The sequence below is a fragment of the Streptomyces sp. NBC_00038 genome (genome assembly GCF_026343635.1).
Classification (GTDB): domain Bacteria; phylum Actinomycetota; class Actinomycetes; order Streptomycetales; family Streptomycetaceae; genus Streptomyces.
Genome location: NZ_JAPELQ010000001.1, coordinates 6,735,537 through 6,760,718, shown reverse-complemented (window position 1 = coordinate 6,760,718; position 25,182 = coordinate 6,735,537). Strand labels below are relative to the sequence as shown.

Below are 25,182 nucleotides of genomic sequence, written 5' to 3'. Positions count from 1 at the left end.
TGCGGCGAGATGAGCAGCAGGCCCGCCGCGAGGCCGACGATCGCCAGGAGTGAGGTTCTCCTCCGTGGTCTGACGCGGAATGTCCGCCGTGGTCGTACGTCGATTTTCACGCGGCTCTCCTTGTTGTGCGGCTGCGGCTACGGCTCCCGCCCGCGGGCTCATTGCTGCGGCGCGGCAGATAGACCAGCGCTTCGGTCCCTACGAAACGCAGGACGAAGGTCGTCACCAGGGCCATCGCGGTGGCGGAGAGTGCGCCCATCCCGAAGTGGCCCACGAACAGGGCGATCAGCGGGATGCGCAGCACCAGATCGGCGTTGGCGATCAGGGCGAACCGGCCGACGCGGTCCCCCCAGTGGCGGTGCTTTCGGCGCTCGCGGAAGAGCAGGTGCTCGATGAGCAGGAAGTTCCAGGCGACGCCGAGCTGGTTGGCGAGGATCTCCGCCGGCAGGTAGTGCATTCCGGCGGCGGTGAGGGCGTACAGGCCAAGGAGGTTCGGTACGAAGCCGGTGGCGCCGATCAGGCCGAAGACCACCATGCGCGCGACGGGCGAGGCGGTGCGCAGCCCGACGAGATGGCGCAGGAACCGGAAGCCCTCCTGCGCGGTCGACTTGGACTCGCCCGCGAACCGGTCCTGGAACACGAACGGGACCTCGGTGACCTCGCGGGGGCGGCTGCGTACCGCGAGTTCGAGGAGGATCTTGTAGCCGAGCGGCTGGAGGATCTCGGCGGTGACCACGCTGCGGCGGATCGCGAAGAAGCCGCTCATCGGGTCGCTGATACCGCGCAGTTTGCGCGGGAAGAGCGACTTGGTCAGCCAGGTCGCACCGCGCGAGACGGCGATGCGGTAGCCGCCCGCGAGCCCTTCGCGGCTGCCGCCCTTGATGTAGCGCGAGGCGACGACGAGCCCGGCGGAGGAACGCTCACCGGTGGCGACCAACTCCGGTACCAGGGACGGCGGATGCTGCAGATCCCCGTCCATGACGACGATCCAGTCGGAGGTCGCGGCCTTCAGTCCCTCGACGACCGCGCCGCCGAGCCCGCCCACGGGTTCGGCGCGGTGCAGCACGGTGACGGGGAACGGGCAGTCCTGCGCGGCCTCGCGGATCACCTCGGGGGTGTCGTCCGTGGAGTCGTCCACGAAGACCACCTCGCAGGGCAGCCGCGCGGGCACCGACTCGGTGATCTGGTACAGCAACTCCCCGATGTTCGCCGCCTCGTTGAAGGTCGGTACGACGATGGTGACGGCCCCTGGTTCGGGCACCTCGACGGCGCGTACGGCCGGGTCGCCCAGCTCGTCGGGGACAGTGCTCTCGAAGCTGCTCATCGACTGCCTCCGTCGGTCGCGGTGGATGTACTGTCCGTGCTGCCGTCGATTCGCCGGATCTCGATCCGGTCCTCGCCCTTGCCGAAGGTGGCGACGGGCGTCGAATGCTCCATCGCGGCCTTGACGTTGGGCAGGTCGACCGCGTCGCGCCGTACCGTCGGGGAGGCGACCACGTAGTCGAGGTCGCGCCAGCCGCCCGGCATCGTCTCGGTCACCGCGGGGTCGAGGTCCGCCTTGTAGAACCAGATGACGCCGAGCCCCGGCTCGTAGCCGGCGTGCACGAGGTCGAGCCAGAGCGCGTCGTCGACGAGGACACGGGTCTGTCCCGGGTTGTCGACCTCGGTCTTGAGCCACGAAGAGGCCGCACGGTAGGGGGCGTTGGCGTCGACGGTGACGGCGGTGCGGTCACCGTCGTACCAGCGCGGTACGACGTAGAAGAGGGCGCCCGCCACGAGCAAGGCCGCCGTCACCCGCCGTCCCCACAGGACGTAACGCTTCTCCTCGGCGCTGCGCCATCTGCGCAGCACCGCGTGGGCGACGCTCGCGGTGCCGCCGGCGAGGACCAGCGCGAGGAACGGCAGGGCCTGGATGACGTACATCGCGGGCAGGTAGCCGCTCGGGCGCATGGCCACCAGGGCGAGGATCGCCACGGTGAGCGCGGGTCCGGCGAGCGCGCGAGCGGTGACCGACCAGCGCCAGGTGAGCAGGAGCAGCAGCGCGCCCGCGAGGCCGCCGAGGGGCAGCACGCGGTCGTAGTACAGCCAGGACTGCAGAACACCGTACGAGCCGGTGCTCGAGTCGAGGATGAAGCCCGAACCGGGGCGGCTCATCTGGTACGTGATGCCGTCCCAGAGCGACACATGGCCGGAGCCCGGGAACAACTCGCCCTTGAGCAGGGCGAAGAGCGGGTACGACATGCCGATCAGCACGCACGCGGTGATGGCCCCGGTGAGCGCGAACTTCCGGGTGTCGCGGTGGCCGTGCCGCCACATGGTGACAAGGAGCGCGGGCAGGATGACGAGCATCGTCTCCTTGGTGAGCACGGCCGCCGCGGCCGCGATGCCCGCCGCGAAGTGGTGCCAGAGATGGCGGCTCGGGGATGCGGCGAGGCAGAACGCGAGCAGCGTCCACATCACCGCGATGTTGTCCAGGAAGATCTCCCGCTGGAGCACCACCGACAGCGGCGAGAGCCCGAAGAGCACCATCGCGAGTCCGGCCGCCCACTGCGGCAGCGAGAGGCGGCGCGCGAGGACGTAGACGAGGACCGCGCTGATGGCGCTGACCAGGAGCATCGCGAAGCGCATCGAGCCGACCGTCATCAGACCCGGGCTGAACTGGGCGGGGATCCAGGTGAGCGCGGCTATCTGTATCCAGCCGAGCGGCGGGTGGTCGTACCAGTACGTGTAGTGGGCGAGCCCGTTGCCCTCCTGCACGGCCCAGGCCTGGGCGAGGTAGGTGCCCTCGTCGTCGCTGAGGGTCGGGTAGTCGGCGATGTTCCAGCCCTGGACGAGCATGATCGCCACGAGGAGCGCGGCGCACAGCAGCAGATCGGAGCTCGGGCGGCGAAAACGCGACGGCGGACGGGAGTCGGGGACGTTTTTGGGCGCGGAAGGCCGTTGCGCGGGGACCGTGGAGGTGGCCACCGCGGGAAGGGTGGAGGTCACGCGGAAATGTCCTCTCGGGACTCTCGAACTCTCGGGCTACCGGACTGGCGAACTCGCGTTCTCGCGAGCTGCTTGTTCGCGTTCTCGCGAACTAGCGGGCCGCTTCGACTTCGGTGAGGTGCGCGCCGACGTGACTGGTCAACTCCCAGTCATTGCGCCCCCGTTGCTCGCGCCACACTGCGCGAACGGCGGCGCCTGCCAGCAGCACCTGGTAGAAGGGGCCGCCGACGATCAGCTTCAGGTAGTGGACAAGGCGGACGCGAAGCCCGTACTGCTTGCCGAAGTCGTGCAGTCCGACGACCTCGAAGACGAAGGTGACCAGCGCGGTCACGGCCGGGAGGAACGTGATGAACGCGATGCCGACCGGCACGTCCAGGAAGAGCGCGATGGCCACGTTGAGCGGGATGACCACACCGGAGACGGCCTGGAGATACGGCGTCATGAGGGTGTAGCGGGCGAGCAACCGCTGCCCGAAACCGGGGAGTTGCTTCCAGTCCCTCTTCCGGTAGACCTGAAGGAAGCCCTGGTTCCAGCGGGTTCGCTGCTTCATCAGCGACATCAGGCTGCCCGGGGTCTCCTCCCGCGTCACCATGTCGGAGTCGTACGCGACGACGACCTTCTTGCCGACGCTGGACAACCGCACACCCAAGTCGCAGTCCTCGGCGAGGCAGTTGGGATCCCAGCCGTCCGCCTCCCGGAGCACGTCGGTGCGCACGAAGACGGTGTTGCCGCCGAGCGGGATGAACCCTTTCTGCGCGTGCAGATGGAGCCGCGAGCGGAACCAGAAGAAGTACTCCAGGCAGTTGCGCAGGCTGTACCAGCTGGAGTTGAAGTTGATGAGCTGTACGCCGCCCTGGACGACGTCCGCACCCGTCGTACGGAACGCGTGGTCCACATGGGCGAGCAGCTCCGGATGGACCTGGTCCTCGGCGTCGAAGACTCCGACGACGTCACCGCGGCAGTGCGGCAGCGCCGTGTTCATGGCCCTCGGCTTGTTCTTCTTCTCGTGGTGGTCGACGACGACCCGGACGCGCGGGTCGCGTGCCTCGGCGCTGCGGGCCACCTCGGTGGTCTCCGGGTCGTCGTGCCCGACGATGACGATGATCTCGAAGTCGTCATGGCTCGACTCCAGCAGCCGCTGGATGGTGTGGTCGAGTACGGCCTGCTCGTGCCGAGCGGGCAGCAGCAGCGAGAACGACAGCCCGTCGCCGCCGTCCGGACTGCTGAAACGGGTGGAAGCGAGCACCTCGGGCGTACGCCACGCGTGCATCTGCCACCACAAGGTGAAGGCTGCCATCCAGAACAGGGCCAGCGAAACGGCAGCGATAAAGACAGACGTGAGCAACAGATCCCCCCAGATCCCAAAACCCCCAGTCGCGACAGTGAGTCATTCCTGTCGCGTCACCGTGGAGAGACTAGGGGGGAACTGTGAAGCCAGGAAGCTCATCAGATAAATAGAATGTTTCGGAATCCTCGGTCGAGTATGGGCGAGTAACCGGACGTATCCGGCTACGTCGGAGGTTTACGGTCGCTGTAGTCCCATGTCAGGCGGTGTTTCCACCGCCCACGGCCTCGCGCAGCCGCTGGACATCGGAGGACGGAGCGTCACATGTGAAATTTCGGCACACGTAGGCGGAGGGCCGGCCACCGACCAGCGGACGGCCTACGAGCAACGGGAGTTCGTCACTGTCCGCAGTGCCGACGGCGACGACAGCGCCCGGTGCGGTGCCCAGGAGCGCCGCGCGATGCAGTTCCCGGGTCGCGGGATCGTCCATCGGGCCCACGACCGCGATCTCCTTCGGCCCGTCGAGCAGCGCCTCCGCCACGGCAAGACCCCAGCCGATGAAGCGCGGCGCACGCGGCCCGAGCGCCTTCACGACCCCCAACGCCCGTTCCGCGGCGGTCCGATGGGGCTCCGCCCCGCTCTGCGCCGCATACGAGAGCAGCGCACCGGCCGCCGCGCTCCACCCGGAGGGCGTCGCGTTGTCGGTCGGATCCTGCGGACGGCGGATGAGCCGCTCGGCATCGGCCGCCGTGTCGTACAGGGCACCCGACTCGGAGTCCGTGAACTGTACGATCACATGGTCGAGGAGGAACCCGGCGAACTCCAGCCACACCCCTTCACCGGTGACCCCCGCCAGCGCGAGGAACCCCTCGGCGACATCCGCGTAGTCCTCCAACACTCCGGCGTTCGCCCCGACTTGACCGTCCTTGCTGGTACGGGACAGCCGCGCCCGGTCGTCCATGTGCAGCCGTACGAGGAGGTCGGCGGCGCCGATCGCGGCCTCCACGAGGTCGGGTCGCTCGAAGTAGGCGCCGGTCTCCGCGAGGGCGGCGACGGCGAGCCCGTTCCAGGCGGCCACGATCTTGTCGTCGCGGCCGGGGGCCGGGCGCTCCGCACGGGCGGCGAGGAGACGCCGATGAATCGAAGCGATCTTCTCCGCGTCGAACACGCCCTCGTGCTGCGGAAGCTGGAGGACGGAAGCCCCCTCCTCGAAGGTGCCCTCCTCGGTCACCCCGAAGTGGTGGGCGGCGAGTTCGGCGTCCTCACCGAGAACTTCCCTGAGCTGCTGAGGCGTCCACACGTAGTACGCCCCCTCCACATGCCTACCGTTCCCGTCGACACTGTCGGCGTCGAGCGCGGACGCGAACCCCCCTTCGTTCGTGCGCAGTTCACGCACCATGAAGTCCGCGGTCTCAAGGGCGACGCGACGGGCGAGCTCGGAGCCGGTGGAGCGCCAGAGGTGCGCGTACACACGGCACAGCAGGGCGTTGTCGTACAGCATCTTCTCGAAGTGGGGCACCACCCACTCGCGATCGACCGAGTACCGCGCGAACCCGCCACCGAGCTGGTCGTAGATCCCGCCCCGCGCCATCCGCTCACCCGTGTCGGCGGCCATCTGGAGCGCACCCTCGGATCCGGTCCGCGCGTGATGCCGCAGCAGGAACTCGATCACCATGGACGGCGGGAACTTGGGCGCCCCACCGAACCCACCGTGCTGAGCGTCGTACTCGCGGGTGAGCCCGAGCAGCGCCCCGGCGAGCTCCTCCTCGCCCGGAACCGAGGCGTTCCCGTAACTCAGTTCCCGCCCTGCGAGGTCCCGCACGATCTTCTCCGCGACCTCGGCCACCTCGTCGCGCCGCTCGGTCCAGGCACTGTGCACGCCCTCCAGAACCTGGCCGAAGCCGGGCATGCCGTGGCGCGGGGCGGGCGGGAAGTAGGTCCCGAAGTAGAAGGGTTCGGCGTCGGGGGTGAGGAAGACGGTCATGGGCCAGCCGCCCTGGCCGGTGGCGGCCTGCACGGCCTCCATGTAGACGGCGTCGACGTCCGGCCGCTCTTCGCGGTCGACCTTGACGTTGACGAAGTGCCCGTTCAGATACGCGGCCGTCGCCTCGTCCTCGAAGGACTCGTGGGCCATCACATGGCACCAGTGACAGCTGCTGTAGCCGACGCTCAGCAGCACCGGCACGTTCCGCTTGCGTGCCTCGTCGAAGGCCTCGGCCGACCAGGGCCACCAGTCGACGGGGTTGTCGGCATGCTGGAGGAGGTAGGGGGACGTCTCATGGGCCAGTCGGTTCGGCATACCTCCCATCCTCGCGCACCGCACCCGTCAGATCCGCGAAGGCACCGTGATGATCCCCGCGCACCCTCGCGCGGACGCCCCGCACGCAGGACACTTGACGGCGACAGATGTTGCCGCCGGAGGGGGACGTGACATGCGGGACAGCCACCGGGCGGAGGCCGAGCGGCTGTTGGCCCGGGCCGTGGAGGAAGAGGTGCGGCGGTCGGGTGGACGTACCGACCGGGGCGTGCTGCTTTCGCGGGCTCGGGGTGCGCTGGACGCGATGGGCGAGACGGCCGCCGAGGAGTACGGGGCGTATACGCAGGCGCTCGACGAGGCGGAGGCGGGGCAGCTGTCGTTCGGGCAGCGGTATGCCCAGGAGGGCGGCGGAACTCCCTTGATGGTGGCGGCTGTTGCCGCGATCGCGGCCGTCGTCGCGGACCTGGCGCTCGGCACGGGCGCGGGGACGGCGCTCGGTGCGGGGGCGACGGTGGCGGTGGTGGGCGCGGCGGCCACGGTGATCAAGGTGACCGCCGCGCATCTGCCGGCCGCGAGCCGCCGGGCCGGAGCGCTCGGGCAGCCGGGCGGCGCCGAGCAGCTGCGTCTGCAGTGGCTGACGGCCCTGGAGGTACGAGGGATCCGGCCCTTCCTCGATCAGCAGCGCGTGCTCAGCGCGTCCACGGGCGCGAAGCAGGGTGCGCCCCAGTTGCGGCGCACCGACAAGAGCGCCGCGGCGCGGCGGCGCAGTGTGCTGGAGCAGTCTTTCGGCCAACTTCCCGATCTGGACGGCCCGTTCACGGGCAGGCGCACCGAGCTGTCCCGGGTCGCGCAGTGGGTGCACGCGGCCCGCGCGAGCACGGAGACCAAGCCGACGGTGGTGGTGCTGTACGGCACGCCGGGCTCCGGCCGCAGCACGCTCGCGATCCGGGCGGCGCACGCGCTGAAGGACCAGTTCCGGGGCGCGTGCGTGGTGGACCTGCGCGGCGACAGCGCCGAGGAGCCGCCGCTGACGACCCGTGACGCGCTGCTCCATCTGCTGAATCGTCTCGGCGCGCCGCGCGAACAGCTGCTCTTCCGGGAGCGTTCCTCGCAGGATCAGCAGGTCAGGCGGCTGAGCGAGCTGTACCACCAGCACCTGACGGGCCTGCCGGTGACGATCGTCCTCGACGACGCGAACGACGCCGAGCAGGTACGCATCCTGGTCCCCGAGCGCTCGGACAGCCTGGTCCTGGTCACCGCCCGCAAACCCCTCGACCTGCCCGCCGACCTCGCCGCCTGGGTGCACCAGCTCCCGGTCGAGGCACTGGAGGCGGCGGGCGCCGAGGAGCTGCTGAACGCCGCGGCGCAGGACAAGTCGGGCCCGTACGACGCCGAATCCTCGGACCTCGTAAGGGAGTTGTGCGGCGGTCTGCCGCTGGCCCTGCGCATCGCGGGTTCCTCGCTCGGCCCCCGGACCCCGCGCCAACTGGCCTCGGACCTGGCGGCGTACGGACCCGTCGAGCCGGTCGAGCGGGTCCTGTGGCTGCGCTACACGGATCAGACGGACTCGGCACGCCGGCTGCTGCGCCGCCTGGCCCTCGCGGGCCGCGCCTCCCTCGGCGCGGTGGCGGCCGCGTCGCTCCTCGCCACGGACGAGGCGGAGGCCACCCGCCACCTGACCGCGCTCTCGCGTGCGGGCCTCGTCGACCACGTCCGCGGCAGCCGCTACCGCCTGCACGATCTCGTACGCGCCTTCGCGCAGGCCCGCCTCCTGGACGAGGAGGAACCGGCCGAGCGTACGGCGGCGCAGGAACGCCTGATCGTGAACTACGCGGAGCTGGCGGACTCGGTGATCCGCCTGGTCGACGGCAAGACGTCCACGCGTGCCGACCAGTTCGGGCCGCACGGCTTCACCTCTCTCGACGCGGCCCTGCGCTGGCTGGACGACGAGTCGAGCTTCATCACGGCGGCCCTGCGGCACGCGGAGGGCGTCGACCAGGCCGCGGTCCTCCATCTCCTCGGCGCCCTCTGCGACTACTGCCTGCTGCGCGGTGACCTCTACCGCCTGGGCGAGATCAGCGAGCTGACGCACGCGGTCGACCAGGGCCTCCTGGTCCGCTCGGTGCAGTGGCGTACGGGCATCGCGGCCCGCCAGCTGGGCGAACTGGACAAGGCCCGTACGACGCTCTCCTCGGTGGTCGACCTCTATTTCGAGGCGCACCACGACGCGGGCGCGGCCCTGGCGTTGTGCTCCCTCGGCATCACCCTCCACCACCAGGGCAATCTCACCGAGGCCGCGGCGAAGCTCCAGGAGGCCATCGACCTCCAGGCATCCCCCGAGCTGGCAGGGGACCGCGCCTGGACCATGCACGCGCTGGCGGGCGTGGAGCGCGACCGCTCCCGCCTCGCCATCGCTCTGGACCTGCTCACCCGCTCCCTGGTCCTGCACCGCGAGAGCGAGTCGGTGCACGGAGAGGCATGGGCGCACTTCCACCTCGGCCAGCTGGGCCTGCGCATGGGCGACGTACCGCGCGCGGAACGCGAGCTGCGCGAGGCCCTCGACCTGTACGGCCGCACGCGTGACCCCCGCGGCGAGGCCTGGGCCCTGACCGAGCTGGCCCGCGCCCGGCTCGTCGCAGGCGACGCGTCCCCCGCGGTCGACGGCCTGCGCCAGGCGGCCTCCCGGCACCGCGACAACGAGGACGCGCGCGGTGAGGCGTGGACGGTGTACTACCTGGGCCAGGCCCTGGAGGAGACCGGCAACCTGGACCAGGCGGTCCGTGAGCTGGAGCGCTCCCGCACGATGTTCTCCCGTATGCGGGACGTGTACGGGCTGGCCTGCGCGCGCCACCACTCGGCGCGCGTCACCCGCGACCAACGGGCGGGCCAGACGGGCTCGTTGCGGAACTCCGGCTTCGCCCGTCAGCTCCTGGTCGACGCCCGCGCCGACTTCCAGCGCATCGGCGTCGCCCACGGGGAGGCGTGGACGTGCCTGGAGCTGGCCGTGGTGGACGGGGGCAACGCCCGTACCCAGCAGGCCCTGAAGCTGTGCGACGAGGCGATCGCCCTCTTCACCTCGTACGGCGACCGCCGCGGCGAGGACTGGGCCCGCTTCCTGCGCTGCACCCTGCTCCCCTACGCCGCCCCCGGCGGCTCCGAGATCGGCACCGCGGTGGCCCAGGAGGAACTGAGCCAGCTGTCCCGCACCGGGCATCCGTCACGGGACACGAAGCTGGACGACTACATCGAGGCGTATCAGCTGTTGCTGGAGCGGGGTGTGAGCCTGGAGACCGGGTGGCAGGCGTGGCGGCTGCAGATGGTGCCCAAGCGGCATGCCCGGGACGTGATGGGGGTGACGGTCGGCGCGGCGCAGGGGTGAACGAACCCGCGCCACGGCGACCGGCCGCGCCCCGGGGACGGGGACGGGTCGCCTGCCGACCCCGGTTCCCGGTGTGCTGTGGGCACCGTGCCGCGGGTCGGCCCGCATCGGCCCTCGTGGGCCGGCGCTGCTCGGCTTGCGCGGGCCTTGCCCTACTCGGCTTTCGCCGGCGAGGACTTCGCGGGGGAGGCCTTCCCGCCGGGGGCGGACGCCGCGCCGGAATCGCTCGTCCTGCCGGAGGCCGAGGCGGAGGCAGCCGCGGCCGCCTCCGCCGCGTCCTGCTCGAAGTTGTCCTTGATCTTCCCCATGTGCCGGTTCATGGATTTCATCAGTGCCCACACCGCCAGGGCCATCGCTGCGAAGACGATGAAGCCGAGGACGCCGGGGGTGACCTTGTTCTCGTCGACCTCCTTGGCGAGGGGGACGAGGTGCGTCAGTGCCAGGCTTGCGCTCATGTCAGGCATTGTCGCGGATGCCCGCAAAGAGGTCGTCCTCGGGGAGGGAGGTATCGACGAGGGACTTGGCGAGCTCGTACTCCTCGGTCGGCCAGACCTCCTTCTGGAGCTCCAGCGGGACCTTGAACCAGCCGCCGTCGGGGTCGATCTGCGTGGCGTGCGCGATCAGCGCCTTGTCGCGGATCTCGAAGAACTCGGCGCACGGAATGTGCGTGGTCAGCGTGCGCTCGGCGCGCACGAACTCCGTCCAGCGCTTCAGCCAGTCCCCGTACGGCGACTCCATGCCGCGCTCGAGGAGCGCCTCGTGCAGCGCCTCGGTGCGCGGGCGGTTGAAGCCCTGGTTGTAGTAGAGCTTCTGCGGCTGGAACGCCGGGCCGAACTCCGACTCGGGGTACTTCTCGGTGTCCGTCGCGCCCTCGAACGCCACCATCGAGATCTTGTGGGTCATGATGTGGTCGGGGTGCGGGTAACCGCCGTTCTCGTCGTAGGTGGTGATCACCTGCGGACGGAAGGCGCGGATCTGCTTCACCAGCTCGCCGGCCGCCTTGTCGACGTCCTCCAGCGCGAAGCAGCCCTCGGGGAGCGGCGGCAGCGGGTCACCCTCGGGCAGCCCCGAGTCGACGAAGCCGAGCCACTCCTGCTTGATGCCGAGGATCTCGCGGGCCTCGTCCATCTCCTTCTTGCGTACCTCGTGGATGTGCTCCTCGATGTACTTGTCGCCCTGAAGCTTCGGATTGAGGATGGAGCCGCGCTCCCCACCCGTGCAGGTCACGACCAGCACGTCCACCCCCTCGGACACGTACTTCGCCATGGTGGCCGCGCCCTTGCTCGACTCGTCGTCGGGGTGGGCGTGCACGGCCATCAGTCGCAGCTGGTCAGTCAAGACTCGATCCTCAGTAAGTCGGCCAGTCGGGAAGTCGGCGCCCGGCGTGAATCAGCTAGAAGGGCGGCTTCTATAGTGACGGAACCGGAGGGCGAATAATTCCGGGGCCCGGCTCCTGGCCCTTCCCGGGTCCGAGCCGCTGCCCCTGCCGAGAGGACGACCATGAGTACGGCGAGCACGCAGCTGCCCGAGGGCCGGTACGGCCGCTCCGCGGACGAGCGCGCCGACCGGAAACTCAAGGTCGTCGGCGGCGTACTGGGTGTGATCCTGCTGGTCGTGATCGGCTGGTACGGGTACGACCATGTCGTCGGGACGAAGATCAGCGCCGAGGTGATCACCTTCAGCGCCTCGGACACCGAGGTCAAGGTGCACCTGGAAGTACGCAAGGACGCCGACGCCAAGGGCTACTGCACGCTGCGCTCGCAGGACGCGGAAGGCGCCGAGGTGGGCCGCGCGGACTTCCGCTTCGACCAGGACTCCTCGCGCATCGACCAGGTCCTCACCCTGCGCACGACGGCCAAGGGCACCACCGCAGAGCTGCTCGGCTGCCACGACGACTGACATCACCCCCAGCACTTACGTGCTGACCTGCGTTGACGTAATTCTGGTGTCTTATGTCCTCCCCCTTCAGCCGCGGAATTGTTAGGCTCGTGGTTTCGCCCACCCGTGAAGGAACATTCTTCTGGGTAGGGCGATGCTTTGTATTCCCAGTACCTACGAGGAGCACCTGTGACCCAGACCAGCGAGAACGTCACCTGGCTGACCCAGGAGGCGTACAACCAGCTCAAGGCCGAGCTGGAGTATTTGTCTGGTCCCGCGCGCACGGAGATCGCGACCAAGATCGCGGCGGCGCGCGAGGAGGGCGACCTGCGGGAGAACGGCGGGTACCACGCGGCCAAGGAGGAGCAGGGCAAGCAGGAGCTCCGTGTGCGCCAGCTGACCCAGCTCCTGGAGAACGCCAAGGTCGGCGAGGCTCCCGCGGCGGACGGTGCGGTCGCGCCCGGCATGGTCGTCACCATCGCCTTCGACGGCGACGAGGACGACACCCTGGACTTCCTGCTGGCCTCGCGGGAGTACGCGAGCGCCGACATCGAGACGTACTCGCCGCAGTCCCCGCTGGGCTCCGGAGTGAGCGGCAAGAAGGTCGGCGAGGACGCCCAGTACGAGCTGCCGAACGGAAAGCTCGCCTCGGTGAAGATCCTCAACGCCGTGCCGTACCAGGGCTGAGCCCAGGACCCACCCGGAGTCCGGGACCAGGTACGTCCAGGACCCGTCTTCGCCCAGGACCGAGTACTGCGACGATGCCCCCGGCCGCGCGCCGGGGGCATCGTCATGCCCCGGTCATGCGGTGGCGGACCGGTACTTGCGCACCGCCAGCGTCCTGAATATCAGGATGATCAGCACCGAGTAGATCAGCGAGGCCCAGACCGAGTGCTGCATGGGCCAGGCGTCCGACTTCGATACGCCGGGATTGGCGAAGAGCTCGCGGGAGGCCTGCACCGTGGCGCTGAAGGGGTTCCAGTCCGCGATGTGACGCAGCCAGGGCGTCATGTTGCTGGAGTCCACGAAGGCGTTCGAGATGAACGTGACCGGGAAGAGCCAGATCAGTCCGCCGGAGGTGGCCGCCTCCGGGGTGCGCACGGAGAGGCCGATGAGCGCGCCGATCCAGGTGAACGCGTACCCGGAGAGCAGCAGCAGCCCGAAGGCTCCGAGGACCTTGCCGGCGTTGGTGTCGCCGTCCGACCCGACCCGCCAGCCGACCAGCAGGGCGACCAGGGCGAGGACCAGCAGGGTCAGCGCGGTCTGCACGAGGTCGGCGAGCGTACGCCCGGTCAGCACCGCGCCACGCGCCATGGGCAGCGAGCGGAAGCGGTCGATGAGGCCCTTGTGCATGTCGTCGGCGATGCCCGCTCCGGCGCCCGCGGTGGCGAAGGTGACGGTCTGCGCGAAGATGCCGGCCATCAGGAAGTTGCGGTAGTCGGTGGAGCTGGTGCTGCCGCCGATCTGCATGGAGCCGCCGAACACGTAGCTGAACAGCACCACGAACATGATCGGCTGGATCAGTCCGAAGATCACCATCTCCGGGATCCGGGACATTCTGATCAGGTTGCGTTTGGCGATGACCAGCGAGTCGCGGATGGACTGGCCGACGGGGTTGGTGGGCGCCGCGACCTGCACGGCGTCGGTGACGGCACTCACTTCACGTCCTCCTTCTTGCGCTTGCGGCCCTTGCTGTCCTTGCCGTCCTTGTCGGCGGCCACTCCGTTGCCCTCTTCCTTCTCCTCGGCCGCGTGGCCGGTGAGGGTGATGAAGACGTCGTCCAGGGTGGGCCTGCGCAGGCCGATGTCGTCGATCTCGATGCCGCGGGTGTCCAGCTCGCGGATGACCTCGGCGAGAAGCTTCGCGCCGCCCGTGACGGGCACGGTGAGCTTGCGGGTGTGCTCCTCGACCGTGGTCTCGCCCTTGCCGAAGCCGCGGAGCACCTCGGAGGCGGTCTCTATGTGCTCGCGCTCGTGCACGACGACCTCGACGCGCTCGCCGCCGGTCTGCGCCTTGAGCTGGTCGGCGGTGCCGCGGGCGATGACGCGGCCGTGGTCGACCACGCAGATGTCGTGCGCGAGGTGGTCGGCCTCTTCCAGGTACTGGGTGGTGAGCAGCAGGGTCGTACCGCCGGAGACGAGTTGCTTGATGACCTCCCACAGCTGCTGGCGGTTGCGCGGGTCGAGGCCGGTCGTCGGCTCGTCCATGAACATCACCGGCGGCGAGACGACGAGCGCGGCCGCCAGGTCGAGCCGGCGGCGCATACCGCCCGAGTAGGTCTTGGCGGTGCGCTCGGCGGCGTCCGTGAGGTTGAACTGCTCGAGCAGCTCGTCCGCCCGGACCTTCGCCGCCTTCGCCTTCATCTGGTAGAGCTGGCCGACCATCTGGAGGTTCTCGCGGCCGGTCAGATACTCGTCGACCGCGGCGAACTGCCCGGACAGGCCGACCCGGCGGCGCACCGCGTCGGGGTTCTTGAGGACGTCGACGCCCGCGACGATCGCCTTGCCGCTGTCGGGGCGCAGCAGCGTGGTCAGACAGCGGACCGCCGTCGTCTTGCCCGCGCCGTTCGGCCCGAGCAGGCCCAGCACGGTTCCCTCTGGGACATCGAGATCGACGCCGTCCAGAGCCCTTACGTCACCGAAGGTCTTCACCAGGCCTTCGGCGTAGATGGCGCCTGGCATGTGGGGTCTCCCAAGTGGTCGGGGAATTCCTAGGAAGGAGCTTAGTTTTCGCTGTTTTGTCCCGCCGGGCGTTCAAAAAACGTTCGACCGCCCGGACAGACTTGTGGTGGGATGTGTGGCGAGGGACACACCATAACGCGATGTATCGCGTCACTCAACAGATTTTTCCACCTCGCACTGACAACGCGCCTGACCTGCGAAGACGACCGCGGACGAGCTCAGCGGGCCTCAGTCGATGACTGTGTAACCCGCCTCGCGCAGCGCCTGGTTCACCTCGGCGCAGTGCTCGGGCCCCTTCGTCTCCAGGTGCAGCTCGACCTCCACCTCCGTGAGCCCGAGCCGTGGATCGGTCCGTACGTGGCTCACATCGAGGACGTTAGCGTCGGCCACTGACAACACCCCGAGAAGTGTGGCCAGGGCGCCGGGGCGGTCCGTCAGACGCAGCGTGACGGCGAGGTAGCGGCCGCTCGCCGCCATGCCGTGGCGCAGGATGCGCTGTATCAGCAGCGGGTCCACATTGCCGCCCGACAGCAGCGCGACGACCGGGCCCTCGAAGGCGCCCGGCTCGGCAAGGAGCGCCGCGACGGGGCTCGCGCCCGCGGGTTCGACGACCAGCTTGGCCCGCTCCAGGCAGAGCAGCAGCGCGCTGGACAGATGGTTCTCGGACACCGTGACGACCTCGTCCACCAGGTCCCCGATGATCCGGAACGGCACATCGCCCGGCCGCCCGACCTTGATGCCGTCGGCCATCGTCGCCGGGTTGTCGATCGACAGGGGGCGCCCGGCCGCCAGTGAGGGCGGGTACGCCGCCGAGCCCGCCGCCTGCACACCGACGATCCGCACGTCGGGGCGCAGCGCCTTCACCGCGATCGCGATGCCCGCGGCGAGGCCTCCGCCGCCGATCCCGACGACGATCGTGCGCACCTCCGGGCACTGCTCCAGGATCTCCAGGCCGACCGTGCCCTGCCCCGCGATGACGTCGGGGTGGTCGAAGGGGTGGATGAACACCGCCCCCGTCCGCTCCGCGTACTCCTGCGCGGCGGCCAGCGTCTCGTCCACCACCTGTCCGTGCAGCCTCACTTCGGCGCCGTACTCGCGCGTGGCCGCGACCTTCGGCAGCGGCGCGCCGGTGGGCATGAAGACCGTGGAACGCACACCGAGCAGCGAGGAGGCCAGCGCGACGCCCTGCGCGTGATTGCCGGCGCTCGCGGCCACGACACCCGCGGCGCGCTCCTCGGGAAGGAGCCCCGCGATCCGCACGTAGGCGCCGCGCAGCTTGAACGAACCCGTGCGCTGGAGGTTCTCGCACTTGAGGTGCACCGGCGCGCCCACCAGCTGGGACAGGTACCTGCTGCCCTCCATCGCGGTCATCCGCGCCACACCCGTGAGCATCTTCTGCGCGCCGCGTACGTCGTCGAGAGTCACACTGGGCAAGGAGTCAGCCGTGCTGTAGCTCATGACCACCAGTCTCGCAGTTCACGCGGGTCTCCTCCCGGTGTGACCACGCTCCGAGACTGGTTTACGCAGCGTCGGTACGGCCCGCGCCCCGGCCGCGTACCCTGTCCCCCAACCCAGCTCCCCACGCATGAATTGAGCCCCCGGCCATGCCCACAACACCAGAGATGTCGATGGACATGACGACCGTCGGTGACACCGGTCTTCTCGACACCCTGCAGCACGAGGTCGCGGTCTTCGCGCGCCGTGCCGAACAGACCCGGCTCGGCGGGGTGGGGCAGGTGCGCAACTCCATGGACCGCGCCGCCTACCTCCTGCTCAACCGCCTCGACAAAGAAGGCCCGATGGGCGTCAAGGCGCTCGCCGCAAGCATGGGAATCGACTCCTCGACGGTCACCCGGCAGGTGGCCCCGCTGGTCGACACCGGGCTCGTCAAGCGCACCTCGCACCCCGAGGACGGACGCGCGGTGGTGCTCCAGCTGTCGCCGCGCGGGCAGTCCCGCCTCGACGAAGTACGTTCCTCCAGGCGCCAGTTGATGGCCGAGCTCACCCACGACTGGGCACCGGAGGAGCGCGAGGCGTTCTGCACGCTCCTGACGCGCTTCAACAGCGCGCTCTCGGCCCGTCAGGCCGCCCAGGGCCTGCCGGTGGGCGAGTCGGAGCCGGCCTCCTGAGCCGTGTCGGGCACCGGATCCGGTGTTCGGGTCGCTCCACGCGCGCGTGCGCGGGACTCCGCTTTGCCCGACACCCACGCGCGCGTGTGCATGTGTGCCGGGCACGCGCGCGTGGGTGTGGTCCGGACTCTTGACCGGAAGGCCGCGCCTGGCCTCAGATGAGACTGGGTCCTGGTCGTACGCGGTGCGGCTGCCTGTCGTACGCGGCCGGGGCCCCGTTTCCCTCAGGGTCGGCCTCAGGCGGGAGGCGCGGTGCGCGAACGGCAGGTGTCCCAGGACGCCCGCCGGGCCCGGGAGTTCGAGGCGTTCGTCGCGGGCGCGGCAGGGCGACTGCTGCATGCCGCCACGCTGCTCACGGCTGAGCCCCGGAACGCCAACCCGCGCGCGCGACGCCTGCTGACGCTGGCCCTCGCCCAGACGTACGCCTCCTGGGACCGGCTGCGCGGCGAGGATCCGTACGACCACGCCCGCCAGCACCTGGCCGTCCGCTTCGCACGCGGCGCCTGGCACCAGCACGGAAGCCTCGGCCGGGCCCGCCCGTCGTCGGACAGCGTCCTGGCGCTCCTGTCGCCCCAGGAGCGGCTGATCCTGGTCCTCAGGCTGTACGAGGGGGTCGCCGAGGAACAGACGGCGGCCCTGCTCGGGCTCCCCACGGAACGGGTACGGGCGATCTGCGCCCGCGCAATGGCGACCCTGCTGCACCCGCCGCGCGGACCGGCACCCGCCCTGGCGAAGGTGGTGCCGTCATGAGCGTGCGCGAGCGTGAAGCGGCCGTACGGCGGATGCTGGAGCGGACGCCGCCTCCCGTGCCGCCGGACCTGCACGCGGACGTCGTACGCCGCGGCAGCCGCATCCTGCGCCGCAGGACCGCGGCCCGGCGCCTGATGTGGCTGCTGCTGCTCGCCGCGGCCGTCGCCTTCGCCGTCTGGGCGATGACGGCACAGCCCTGGGTGGAGCCGCCGTCGGAGACGACTCCACCACTGACGGGCTGGTGACCCGGTTACTGACCGAGCGCCTGCTGGAGGTCCTGAAGCAGGTCGTCGACGTTCTCGATGCCTACGGAGAGGCGTACGAGATCGGCGGGTACTTCGAGGGCGGAGCCGGCCACGGACGCGTGCGTCATGCGCCCGGGGTGCTCGATCAGGGATTCCACACCGCCCAGGGACTCGCCGAGCGTGAACACCTTGGCGCGGTTGCAGACCTCGACGGCCGCCTCTTCGCCGCCGTCGACCTGGAAGGAGATCATGCCGCCGAACGCCTTCATCTGCTTGGCCGCGATCTCGTGCCCGGGGTGCTCCGGGAGACCCGGGTACAGAACGCGCGTCACGCGCGCGTGCCGGGTGAGCATCTCGGCGACCTTGGTGGCGTTCTCGCTGTGCCGGTCCATGCGTACCGGGAGCGTCTTGGTGCCGCGCAGCACCAGCCAGGAGTCGAAGGGCCCGGCGACCGCGCCCATCGCGTTCTGGTGGTACGCCAGCTCCTCGCCCAGCGCCTGGTCGCCGACGATCAGCGCGCCGCCGACGACATCCGAGTGACCGCCCATGTACTTGGTCAGCGAGTGCACGACGACGTCCGCGCCGAGCGCGAGCGGCTGCTGGAGGTAGGGGGTCGCGAAGGTGTTGTCGACGACCAGCCTGGCGCCCGCGTCGCGCGCGATCTGGGCGACGACGGCGATGTCGGTGATGCCCAGGAGGGGGTTGGAGGGGGTCTCCACCCAGATGACCTTGGTCTTGGGGGTGACGGCCGCCCGTACGGAGGCGGGGTCGCTGGTGTCGGCGACCGACCATTCCACCCCCCACCGGGAGACGACCTTCGCGAACAGGCGGAACGTGCCGCCGTACGCGTCGTTCGGGATGACCACGTGGTCGCCGGGGCTGAGCAGCGTGCGCAACAGGCAGTCCTCGGCCGCCAGTCCGGACGCGAACGCGAGGCCGCGACGACCGCCCTCCAGGGCGGCGAGGTTCTCTTCCAGGGCGGTCCTGGTGGGGTTGGCGCTACGGCTGTACTCGTAGCCGCCGCGGAGCCCGCCGACGCCGTCCTGCTTGTAGGTCGAGACCTGGTAGATCGGCGGGACGACCGCGCCGGTGAGGGGATCGGCGGTGTTGCCCGCGTGGATCGCGAGAGTCTCGAAGTGCTGACTGATGTGCCTGTCGCTCATGGGTACCGAGCGTAGTGCGCTCGCGGGGCTGATGTGGTCGCGCGGTCGTGGAGGCGGTCCGTTCACGGAGGGGCAGGTGCCGGTGGAGCCGATCCGGTCACCGATGCCGCATGCCGGTGGAGCAGCTCCGACCGCCGGTCGCAGCGCGCCGGTTTGCCGGCGGAGCCGACCGGGTTCGCCAATTGTCCGACCCGTCTGGTTCGCTTGAGGCATGGAGATTCTCTGGGTCCTGATGGCGCTGGCCATGTTCAGCCTGGTCCTGCTGCCGGTTTTCAGGCGCAGGCGTGCCGGTATACAGCTGGTCTCGCCGGGCGACCCGGACGCCGCGGACCCGGCGAACTACGGGTTCCTGCTCCAGGAGGAGCTGGACATCCGCATGCCCGGCCCCGACCGGGACCTGATGGACGTGCTGGACCTGGTGCAGCGCACGCAGGACTACCGCTCCGCGTCGCAGCTCCTCGTGGGCACGGAAACAGAGGGCGAGCGGCGCTGGCAGCGGGTGCAGGCCTTCGCGGGCGCCGCCTCCCTTGAGCTGCAGCAGCGCCCCGGCGGGGTCAGCGAGACGCCCGGTGGGCAGTGGCTGCGGGTGTGGCGTGCCGAGAAGCCCAAGGACGCGGGCGGCGCGGCGGTGCACGCGGAGTTCCTGGTGCAGCAGGCGTGGCGCACGTCGACGCCGGGGACGGACGAGTTCCGGATCATCATGGAGGAGGCGAAGTCGGCGTGCGGCGAGGCGGCGCTGCTGTCCCCCGGTGACCCGATCCCGTACATCATCGAGCTCTCCGTGGCCCGCGGACTCGCCTACCCCCAGCCGGAGTTCGAGAAGCTCTGGCTGAAGATCCTGGACCGCGCGCCGGCCCACATGGGAGCGCATCTCGCGGCGCTGCACTACTGGTGCGAGAAGTGGCACGGCTCAAGGGAGATGTCGTACTCGTTCGCGGAGGCGGCCGCCGCGCGCGCCCCGCAGGGCTCCCTCCTTGCCGCCATGCCGCTCTTCGCGGTCTTCGAGCACCTCCCCGAGGTGAACCTGGTCCGCAGCTTCTACCAGAGCGAGGTCGTGACGAAGGCGGTCCACGGCGCCCTCTTCGCGGTCCACGCCGCCCGCCCCGACGACCCGATGCTGGCCCACGTCCGGCACCTTCTGGTCTTCTTCCTGGTCCGCAGCGAGCGCTGGGCGGAGGCCATGAACCAGCTGGTGCACGTCGACGGCCACGTCGGCGCGCTCCCCTGGACCGTCACGTCCGACCCGGCGGCGGACTACGCGGTGTACCGGGCGCTGGCGGTGGCAGGGTACGAGGCGAACGGAGGAAGCCCGGCGACACTCCCGCACTGAGGCCGGGCCAGCCTCCGCCCTCCGGGCCGCCTCCTCGTTCGGTCAGCCCTCCGCGCGGGCCGGCAGCCGCCATCCCGGGCGCGGGAAGTGGCAGGTGTAGCCGTCCGGGTAACGCTGCAGGTAGTCCTGGTGCTCGGGCTCGGCCTCCCAGAAGGGGCCGACCGGCTCGACCTCGGTGACGACCTTGTCCGGCCACAGTCCGGAGGCGTCCACATCCGCGATCGTGTCCTCCGCGGTCCGCTTCTGCTCGTCGTCCACGTAGTAGATCGCCGAGCGGTAGCTGAGGCCGATGTCGTTGCCCTGGCGGTTCTTGGTGCTCGGGTCGTGGATCTGGAAGAAGAACTCCAGGATCGCGCGGAAGTCGGTCTTCTCGGGGTCGAAAAGGATCTCGATGGCCTCCGCGTGCGTGCCGTGGTTGCGGTACGTCGCGTTCGGCACGTCACCACCGGTGTATCCGACCCGGGTCGCCGTAACGCCCGGGAGCCGGCGGATCAGGTCCTCCATGCCCCAGAAGCATCCGCCCGCCAGTACGGCCCTCTGCGTCTGCGCAGCCATTGCGGCCCTCCAATATCTGTCAGCTAGGTCACTCGGGCTGCTCGGCTCGCCCACCACCGGCATCTCATACCCACACCCCTCAACGCGCGAGGATTCCTGGCGATTCCTTCCCGGACCGGCCCGAGCCCACCGCGGCCGTCGGTGGGCTCGGATCGTCCGTGCAGCTGGTTTCCGTTACTTCCCGAAGGCCTGGCGGAATTCGTCAACGATCTCGTCCGGGGCCCCGTTCGCACCGCACACCGGGACGACGCCGTTCTCGGCGGCCACGATGTAGCGCTCACCTTCCGAGAACGTCAGCGCCTCCGGCCGGCCCGCGTCGCTGTCGAGCACGACCGTCTCCGTGTCGCCGCCCTTCAACCAGTGGTCGACGCGGAAGGTGACAGTGGAGCCCTTGATGGAGGTGACCGTTCCCACGAAGAGGGTCGGGTACCCACGCAGGGTGTCGGGACTGGGTGCCGCACACTTCCGGCTGCCGAAGTCGCTGTGGATGGTGAGTGTCAGTGGGCCGGCCGAGGCCGGGTGCCCGTTGTCGTTGTTCGCCATGACTCCTCCGGCGATGCCGCCGCCGAGCAGAAGCAGACCGGCAGCGGCCGCGAGCCCCAGGAGCTGACGGCGGCTCCGTCGCGCAGCGGTGTTCGCGGGAACCGGATTGCCGGTCTGGAGCGCGGTGTCGGTGGTCAAGGTGTCCTCCACAAGTCGGTTGATGTCGGGCAGCGGAGCGTGTGGGGTCAGCGCCGGGTCCGCGGACTTCAGCCGGGCCAGCAGCTCGTCGTCGTTCACTGACCGCTCCTTCCTTCATCTCTCTTGTGTCCGGACGGTTCGTCATGCTTTCGCCTCAACTGTGCGGCGAGTTTCTTTTTCGCCCGGTGCAGCCGGATGCTCACGGCGTTGGACGTCAGCCCGGTCGCCTCCGCGATCTGCAGGGGCGTCAGCCCCTCCCACGCCCACAGCCGCACCACCTCACGGTCCAGCGCCCCGAGGGCGGCGAGCGCGGCGTGCAGATCGCTGTGGTCGGCGACCACGGCCGGCTGCTGCTCCTGCGTCCGGATCAACCGCTCCACCAGCCGGAGCCGGCGCCCGTCGGCACGGCGGGCGTTCGCCAGGCAGCCCCGCGCCACCCCGTAGCACCACGGCAGCACGTCATCGGGGTCGGGCGGGGAACCCGGCGCCGGCCCCAGGCCGGGGACGTCGTCGATACGGCGCCACAGCACCAGCATCGCCTCGGCCAGGATGTCGTCGACCATGTCGGCGCTCGTCCGTCGCAGCAGATACCGGTGCAACGGTTCCACCACCACGTGCGCCAGTCTTTCGAAGCGCGCCCGCTGCCTCTGGCGCGACTCCTCTTCCGTAATGGATTCCACAACCCGTCCTGTTCGGCACTGGCCGGATCCTTTCAGGCGAGGGCGTACGGACCATCGGCGGACGCTGCAGCTGGGGCGAGAAGGCAGGTCAGGAGAGAGATGTGTTCGCCGGCCCGGTCCTGCGGACGTGCAGCACGCTGCCGTCGAGGGGCAGCGGTGCCCGGCCCACCAGGGTGAGGCCCGCGTCGGCGAACAGCCGGGCGTAGTGGTCGGCGCGCCGTTCGCGGCCACCGACGTTGCACATCATGTGCAGGTCCCAGGCCGTGGCCAGCGAGGTCGAGCCGTCGGCGGGCAGAACGCGTTCGACGACGAGCAGATCGGCGGTGTCGGACATCGCGCGGGCGCAGTGGCGCAGGATCTCGCGGCAGCGGTCGTCGTCCCAGTCGTGCAGGACGCGGGACAGGACGTAGACGTCGCCGCCCGCGGGTACGTCCGCGAAGTCGCCCGCCTGGAAGGTGCACCGCTCCGTGTGGCCGGCCGCACCGAGGAGGCGGCGGGCGGTCTCGACGGTGTGCGGGCGCTCCAGCAGGAGGCCGTGCAGGCGGGGGTGCGCGGAAAGGATTCGGCCGAGCAACTCCCCGCTGCCACCCGCGATGTCGACCACGGTGGCCCCTTCGGCCGCCGCGGTGAGGACCGGGTGGACGGGCAGTGGATCGAACATCCGTGAACCGGCGGCCATCGACCGGTCGAAGAGTTCGGCGAGTTCGGGATCGCGGGCGAAGTGGTCGAAGTGGTTCTCGCCGAAGCGCTGCTCGAAGGCGACCTGCCCGGTGCGCACGGTGTGATCGAGCCCGGCGAAGGACTCGTAGAACGGTCCCCCGTACATCAGCGCCAGGGCCCGCATCGACCCTTCGGTGTCCGCGCGCAGCAGCCCGCCGGTGTCCGTGAGCCGGAATCCGTGGTGGTCCTCGCTCACCACGCCGAGCATGGTGAGGTAGCGCAGCAGGGTGGCCAGGTTCGGCGCCAACACATCGACGTCCCGCGCCAGTTCGTCCAATCCGACGCCCCGCTCCTCGTCCATCGCGTCGGCCACTCCAAGGCGCGCGAACGCGGCCAGGGCCTGCGTCGTCCACGCCCCGGTCAGCAGGCGCAGCAGGGTCTCGGCGGGCTGCCGCCTGCGGTGCTCGTCGAGGTGGGCGGCGAGGATGTCGCGGTGGTCGCCGGGGACGTACAGCTCCACGCGCCGGTACCCGGCCTTGGCCTCGGCGGGCGCGGTGAAGTAGAACACCGTGCCGTTCTCGTGAGGGTTGTAGCCGCCGCCGTCAGGGGTGGCGCCGTACCGCCCGAAGACCGCGCACAGGCCGCGCAGCACCAACGGGTCCGGTGCCTCGACCTCGAAGGCAACATGCGCCTCGTGCTGCCGCTCCCGCTCCTGCGCGGCGACCGTCTCTAGGTCCGACCCCGGCGGCACGGTCAGCGCGAACACCTCGACCCAGCGCCGCGCCCCGTCCACGCATTCCACCGCGGGGCGCAGAATGCCGACGTCGAGCTCCGCCGCACACCGCTTGTGCCGTACGGCGAGACGCTCGCGCACGACGACGCTCGGCCGCGGCGGCGCGTCCGCGACGAGCCCGCAGTCGGCGAGCACGGCGTCCAGCGCCGCCTGGTCGGGCGGGAAGACGAGCAGCGCCGCGTGCGAGAAGTCGCAGCGCTCCACCAGGGCGCGCAGCTCCGGGCCGTCGAGCCCCGGGAGCAGGAGCGGGAGCAGCGTGGCGGTGTCCTGCTCCTTGACGAAGTCGACCGTCGCGCGCAGGCGGGACGTATCGCCCGACAATGTCGTGATCATTGCGGGGGGATCCTCATTCCGGGGTTCGGATGTACGCAGACGGATGTAGGCGTACGGACGCAGGCGTACGGATGTACGCGGGTGCGGAGTTGGGGGATGACGGGCTATACGCCGACGTATTGCTCGGCGAACCAGTCCTGCTGGCTGCGCGAGGTGCGCAGCGAGGTGAGGCGGGAGCGGCGCAGGGAGTTGTGGAACAGCGACTCGCCGTCCGCGCCGGACGGGCCGTGCAGCAACCCGATCATCCAGTGCGAGAACTCCTGCGCACGCCAGATGTGGTTCAGACACCGCGCCGAGTAGGCGTCGAGGCCTTCGGAGTCCCCGACGGTGAGGTCGTCGATCAGGGCGCGGGCCAGGACCGCCGCTTCGAGGACCGCGAGATTGGCGCCCTTCGCGGCGGACGGGCTGATCAGACCGGCGGCGTCGCCCACGAGGAACAGCGCGCCGTGGCGCAGCGGTTCGAGCACGTCGGACTCCAGGTCGACGACGGAGCGCTGCACGACGCGCCCGCGGCGCAGCGGGCCGTACTCCCGCGCCCGCATCCGCAGCTCCAGCTCGTCCCAGATCCGCTCCTCGGACCAGGCGTCGGCCGGGGTGCCGCGCTCGCACTGGAGGTAGTAGCGGGTGACCTCGCTGGTGCGGGCCATGTGCCCGGCGAACCCGTGCTCGTGCACCGCGTAGCCGACGGCGTCCAGGCTGGGCGGCGCCTCAGCGAGCAGGCCGAGCCAGGTCACGCCGTGATCGCGGTGGTGACGGACCGTTCCTGCGGGCAGTGAACGCCGGGCCGCGCCGTGCCGCCCGTCGCAGCCGGCCACGTACCGCGCCCGCCACAGGCCGGGCCGCCCGTCGCCCTCACGCACGGCCACCTCGGGCCGCTCACTGTCGGCGCCGCGCACGGCGACGGCCTCCGTGCCGAAACGGATATGTCCGCCACGTTCCAGGAACCGCGTCAACAGGTCGGTCACCAGCTCCTGTTGGGGGTAGACGGTGTGCCGCTCGCCCTGCCCGAGCCCGCTGTAGTCCAGCCGGAACCGGCCGTCCTCGGTACGGAACTCGCAGGTGCTGTGGATCTGCCCGCGCCGGTGCAGCCCGTCGGCGAGACCGTGCCGTTCCAGGATCCGTACGGTGCCCGCAGCCAGGAACCCGGCACGTGCCCGCGTCTGCACCTGCGTGCGCTCGGCCCGCTCCAGGACGACGCAGTCGATCCCCCGGTCCACCAGGATGTTGCCGAGCACGAGCCCGGCCGGCCCGGCCCCGAGGACGACCACACCGGTCGCGTGGTCGGCCGGTCGCCACCGGCTCTTCCCGTCTGTCACGGAACAAGATCCTAAGTAGCCGAAAATCCATGCTCGCACCGAAATCACCTGAATGCCCGGCTCGAACGGTGAATCGATC

Annotated in this window: 22 protein-coding genes; 7 read left to right on the top strand and 15 right to left on the bottom strand. The window is 70.2% G+C overall.

Features of this window, described 5'->3' with window-relative positions:
• Positions 1-106 precede the first annotated feature (106 nt).
• The 4 genes from OG219_RS30720 to OG219_RS30705 form a co-directional block, all read right to left on the bottom strand.
• Positions 107-1,324, bottom strand: a complete 1,218-nt coding sequence (locus OG219_RS30720) for a glycosyltransferase family 2 protein (protein ID WP_266831907.1) — start codon at positions 1,322-1,324, stop codon at positions 107-109.
• Positions 1,321-2,988, bottom strand: a complete 1,668-nt coding sequence (locus tag OG219_RS30715; RefSeq protein ID WP_266831905.1) for a glycosyltransferase family 39 protein — start codon at positions 2,986-2,988, stop codon at positions 1,321-1,323. Before OG219_RS30715 ends, OG219_RS30720 begins: the two co-directional genes overlap by 4 nt.
• Before the next feature lie 91 nt (positions 2,989-3,079).
• Positions 3,080-4,333: a glycosyltransferase gene (locus OG219_RS30710; RefSeq protein WP_266831903.1), complete on the bottom strand. Its 1,254-nt coding sequence runs from the start codon at positions 4,331-4,333 to the stop codon at positions 3,080-3,082.
• 199 nt (positions 4,334-4,532) lie between these two features.
• A complete protein-coding gene (locus OG219_RS30705; RefSeq protein ID WP_266831901.1) occupies positions 4,533-6,572 on the bottom strand; it encodes a thioredoxin domain-containing protein in 2,040 nt (679 codons plus the stop codon).
• A 133-nt stretch (positions 6,573-6,705) separates the two neighbouring features.
• On the opposite strand from OG219_RS30705, the gene OG219_RS30700 reads away from it, so the two are divergent.
• A complete protein-coding gene (locus OG219_RS30700; protein WP_266831899.1) occupies positions 6,706-9,909 on the top strand; it encodes a tetratricopeptide repeat protein in 3,204 nt (1,067 codons plus the stop codon).
• A gap of 152 nt (positions 9,910-10,061) precedes the next feature.
• Here the strand turns inward: OG219_RS30700 and OG219_RS30695 are convergent, their stop codons facing one another.
• Both OG219_RS30695 and mca read right to left on the bottom strand, forming a co-directional pair.
• The gene (locus OG219_RS30695; protein ID WP_266831897.1) at positions 10,062-10,373 is read right to left on the bottom strand and encodes a hypothetical protein; all 312 of its coding nucleotides are present in this window, start codon (positions 10,371-10,373) and stop codon (positions 10,062-10,064) included.
• Positions 10,366-11,226, bottom strand: coding sequence for a mycothiol conjugate amidase Mca (mca, locus tag OG219_RS30690; protein ID WP_266836289.1), 861 nt, complete (start codon positions 11,224-11,226; stop codon positions 10,366-10,368). The genes OG219_RS30695 and mca overlap by 8 nt, the downstream gene beginning before the upstream one ends.
• Positions 11,227-11,409: 183 nt before the next feature.
• Between mca and OG219_RS30685 the strand changes: the two genes are divergently transcribed.
• Together OG219_RS30685 and greA are read left to right on the top strand one after the other, a co-directional pair.
• Positions 11,410-11,808 carry a DUF4307 domain-containing protein gene (locus OG219_RS30685; RefSeq protein ID WP_266831895.1) on the top strand — a complete coding sequence of 133 codons (399 nt, stop codon included), beginning with the start codon at positions 11,410-11,412 and terminating at the stop codon, positions 11,806-11,808.
• Between the two features lie 168 nt (positions 11,809-11,976).
• A complete protein-coding gene (gene greA, locus OG219_RS30680; RefSeq protein ID WP_266831893.1) occupies positions 11,977-12,474 on the top strand; it encodes a transcription elongation factor GreA in 498 nt (165 codons plus the stop codon).
• A gap of 114 nt (positions 12,475-12,588) precedes the next feature.
• Here greA and OG219_RS30675 read toward each other — a convergent pair whose 3' ends face one another.
• From OG219_RS30675 to ilvA, 3 genes are all read right to left on the bottom strand, one after another.
• On the bottom strand, positions 12,589-13,446 hold the full coding sequence (locus OG219_RS30675) for an ABC transporter permease (protein ID WP_266831891.1): 858 nt from the start codon (positions 13,444-13,446) through the stop codon (positions 12,589-12,591).
• Complete coding sequence (locus OG219_RS30670) at positions 13,443-14,468, bottom strand: ATP-binding cassette domain-containing protein (RefSeq protein ID WP_266831889.1); 1,026 nt, start codon at positions 14,466-14,468, stop codon at positions 13,443-13,445. Before OG219_RS30670 ends, OG219_RS30675 begins: the two co-directional genes overlap by 4 nt.
• Before the next feature lie 228 nt (positions 14,469-14,696).
• The gene (ilvA, locus tag OG219_RS30665) at positions 14,697-15,926 is read right to left on the bottom strand and encodes a threonine ammonia-lyase (RefSeq protein WP_266831887.1); all 1,230 of its coding nucleotides are present in this window, start codon (positions 15,924-15,926) and stop codon (positions 14,697-14,699) included.
• Between the two features lie 164 nt (positions 15,927-16,090).
• Here ilvA and OG219_RS30660 point away from each other — a divergent pair, with 164 nt between their 5' ends.
• The 3 genes from OG219_RS30660 (at position 16,091) to OG219_RS30650 (ending at position 17,592) form a co-directional block, all read left to right on the top strand.
• Complete coding sequence (locus tag OG219_RS30660; protein ID WP_266836288.1) at positions 16,091-16,597, top strand: MarR family winged helix-turn-helix transcriptional regulator; 507 nt, start codon at positions 16,091-16,093, stop codon at positions 16,595-16,597.
• Positions 16,598-16,849: 252 nt separating this feature from the next.
• Positions 16,850-17,347: a sigma factor-like helix-turn-helix DNA-binding protein gene (locus OG219_RS30655; protein ID WP_266831885.1), complete on the top strand. Its 498-nt coding sequence runs from the start codon at positions 16,850-16,852 to the stop codon at positions 17,345-17,347.
• On the top strand, positions 17,344-17,592 hold the full coding sequence (locus tag OG219_RS30650) for a hypothetical protein (RefSeq protein WP_266831883.1): 249 nt from the start codon (positions 17,344-17,346) through the stop codon (positions 17,590-17,592). The genes OG219_RS30655 and OG219_RS30650 overlap by 4 nt, the downstream gene beginning before the upstream one ends.
• 5 nt (positions 17,593-17,597) lie before the next feature.
• Here the strand turns inward: OG219_RS30650 and OG219_RS30645 are convergent, their stop codons facing one another.
• Complete coding sequence (locus tag OG219_RS30645) at positions 17,598-18,755, bottom strand: cystathionine gamma-synthase (protein WP_266455174.1); 1,158 nt, start codon at positions 18,753-18,755, stop codon at positions 17,598-17,600.
• A gap of 211 nt (positions 18,756-18,966) precedes the next feature.
• On the opposite strand from OG219_RS30645, the gene OG219_RS30640 reads away from it, so the two are divergent.
• Entirely contained in the window at positions 18,967-20,085 is a 1,119-nt protein-coding gene (locus OG219_RS30640; protein ID WP_266831881.1) for a hypothetical protein, read from the top strand.
• A 42-nt stretch (positions 20,086-20,127) separates the two neighbouring features.
• Here the strand turns inward: OG219_RS30640 and msrA are convergent, their stop codons facing one another.
• The 5 genes from msrA to OG219_RS30615 all read right to left on the bottom strand — a co-directional run bounded on the left by msrA (position 20,128) and on the right by OG219_RS30615 (position 25,055).
• Positions 20,128-20,640 (bottom strand): peptide-methionine (S)-S-oxide reductase MsrA, encoded by a 513-nt coding sequence (gene msrA, locus OG219_RS30635; RefSeq protein ID WP_266831879.1) that lies wholly within the window; start codon positions 20,638-20,640, stop codon positions 20,128-20,130.
• Positions 20,641-20,814: 174 nt separating this feature from the next.
• Positions 20,815-21,420 (bottom strand): hypothetical protein, encoded by a 606-nt coding sequence (locus tag OG219_RS30630; RefSeq protein WP_266831877.1) that lies wholly within the window; start codon positions 21,418-21,420, stop codon positions 20,815-20,817.
• Positions 21,417-21,935, bottom strand: a complete 519-nt coding sequence (locus OG219_RS30625) for an RNA polymerase sigma factor (RefSeq protein ID WP_266831875.1) — start codon at positions 21,933-21,935, stop codon at positions 21,417-21,419. Before OG219_RS30625 ends, OG219_RS30630 begins: the two co-directional genes overlap by 4 nt.
• Positions 21,936-22,089: 154 nt before the next feature.
• The gene (locus tag OG219_RS30620; protein WP_266831873.1) at positions 22,090-23,787 is read right to left on the bottom strand and encodes a methyltransferase; all 1,698 of its coding nucleotides are present in this window, start codon (positions 23,785-23,787) and stop codon (positions 22,090-22,092) included.
• A 104-nt stretch (positions 23,788-23,891) separates the two neighbouring features.
• A complete protein-coding gene (locus OG219_RS30615; RefSeq protein ID WP_266836287.1) occupies positions 23,892-25,055 on the bottom strand; it encodes a 4-hydroxybenzoate 3-monooxygenase in 1,164 nt (387 codons plus the stop codon).
• Positions 25,056-25,182: the final 127 nt, after the last annotated feature.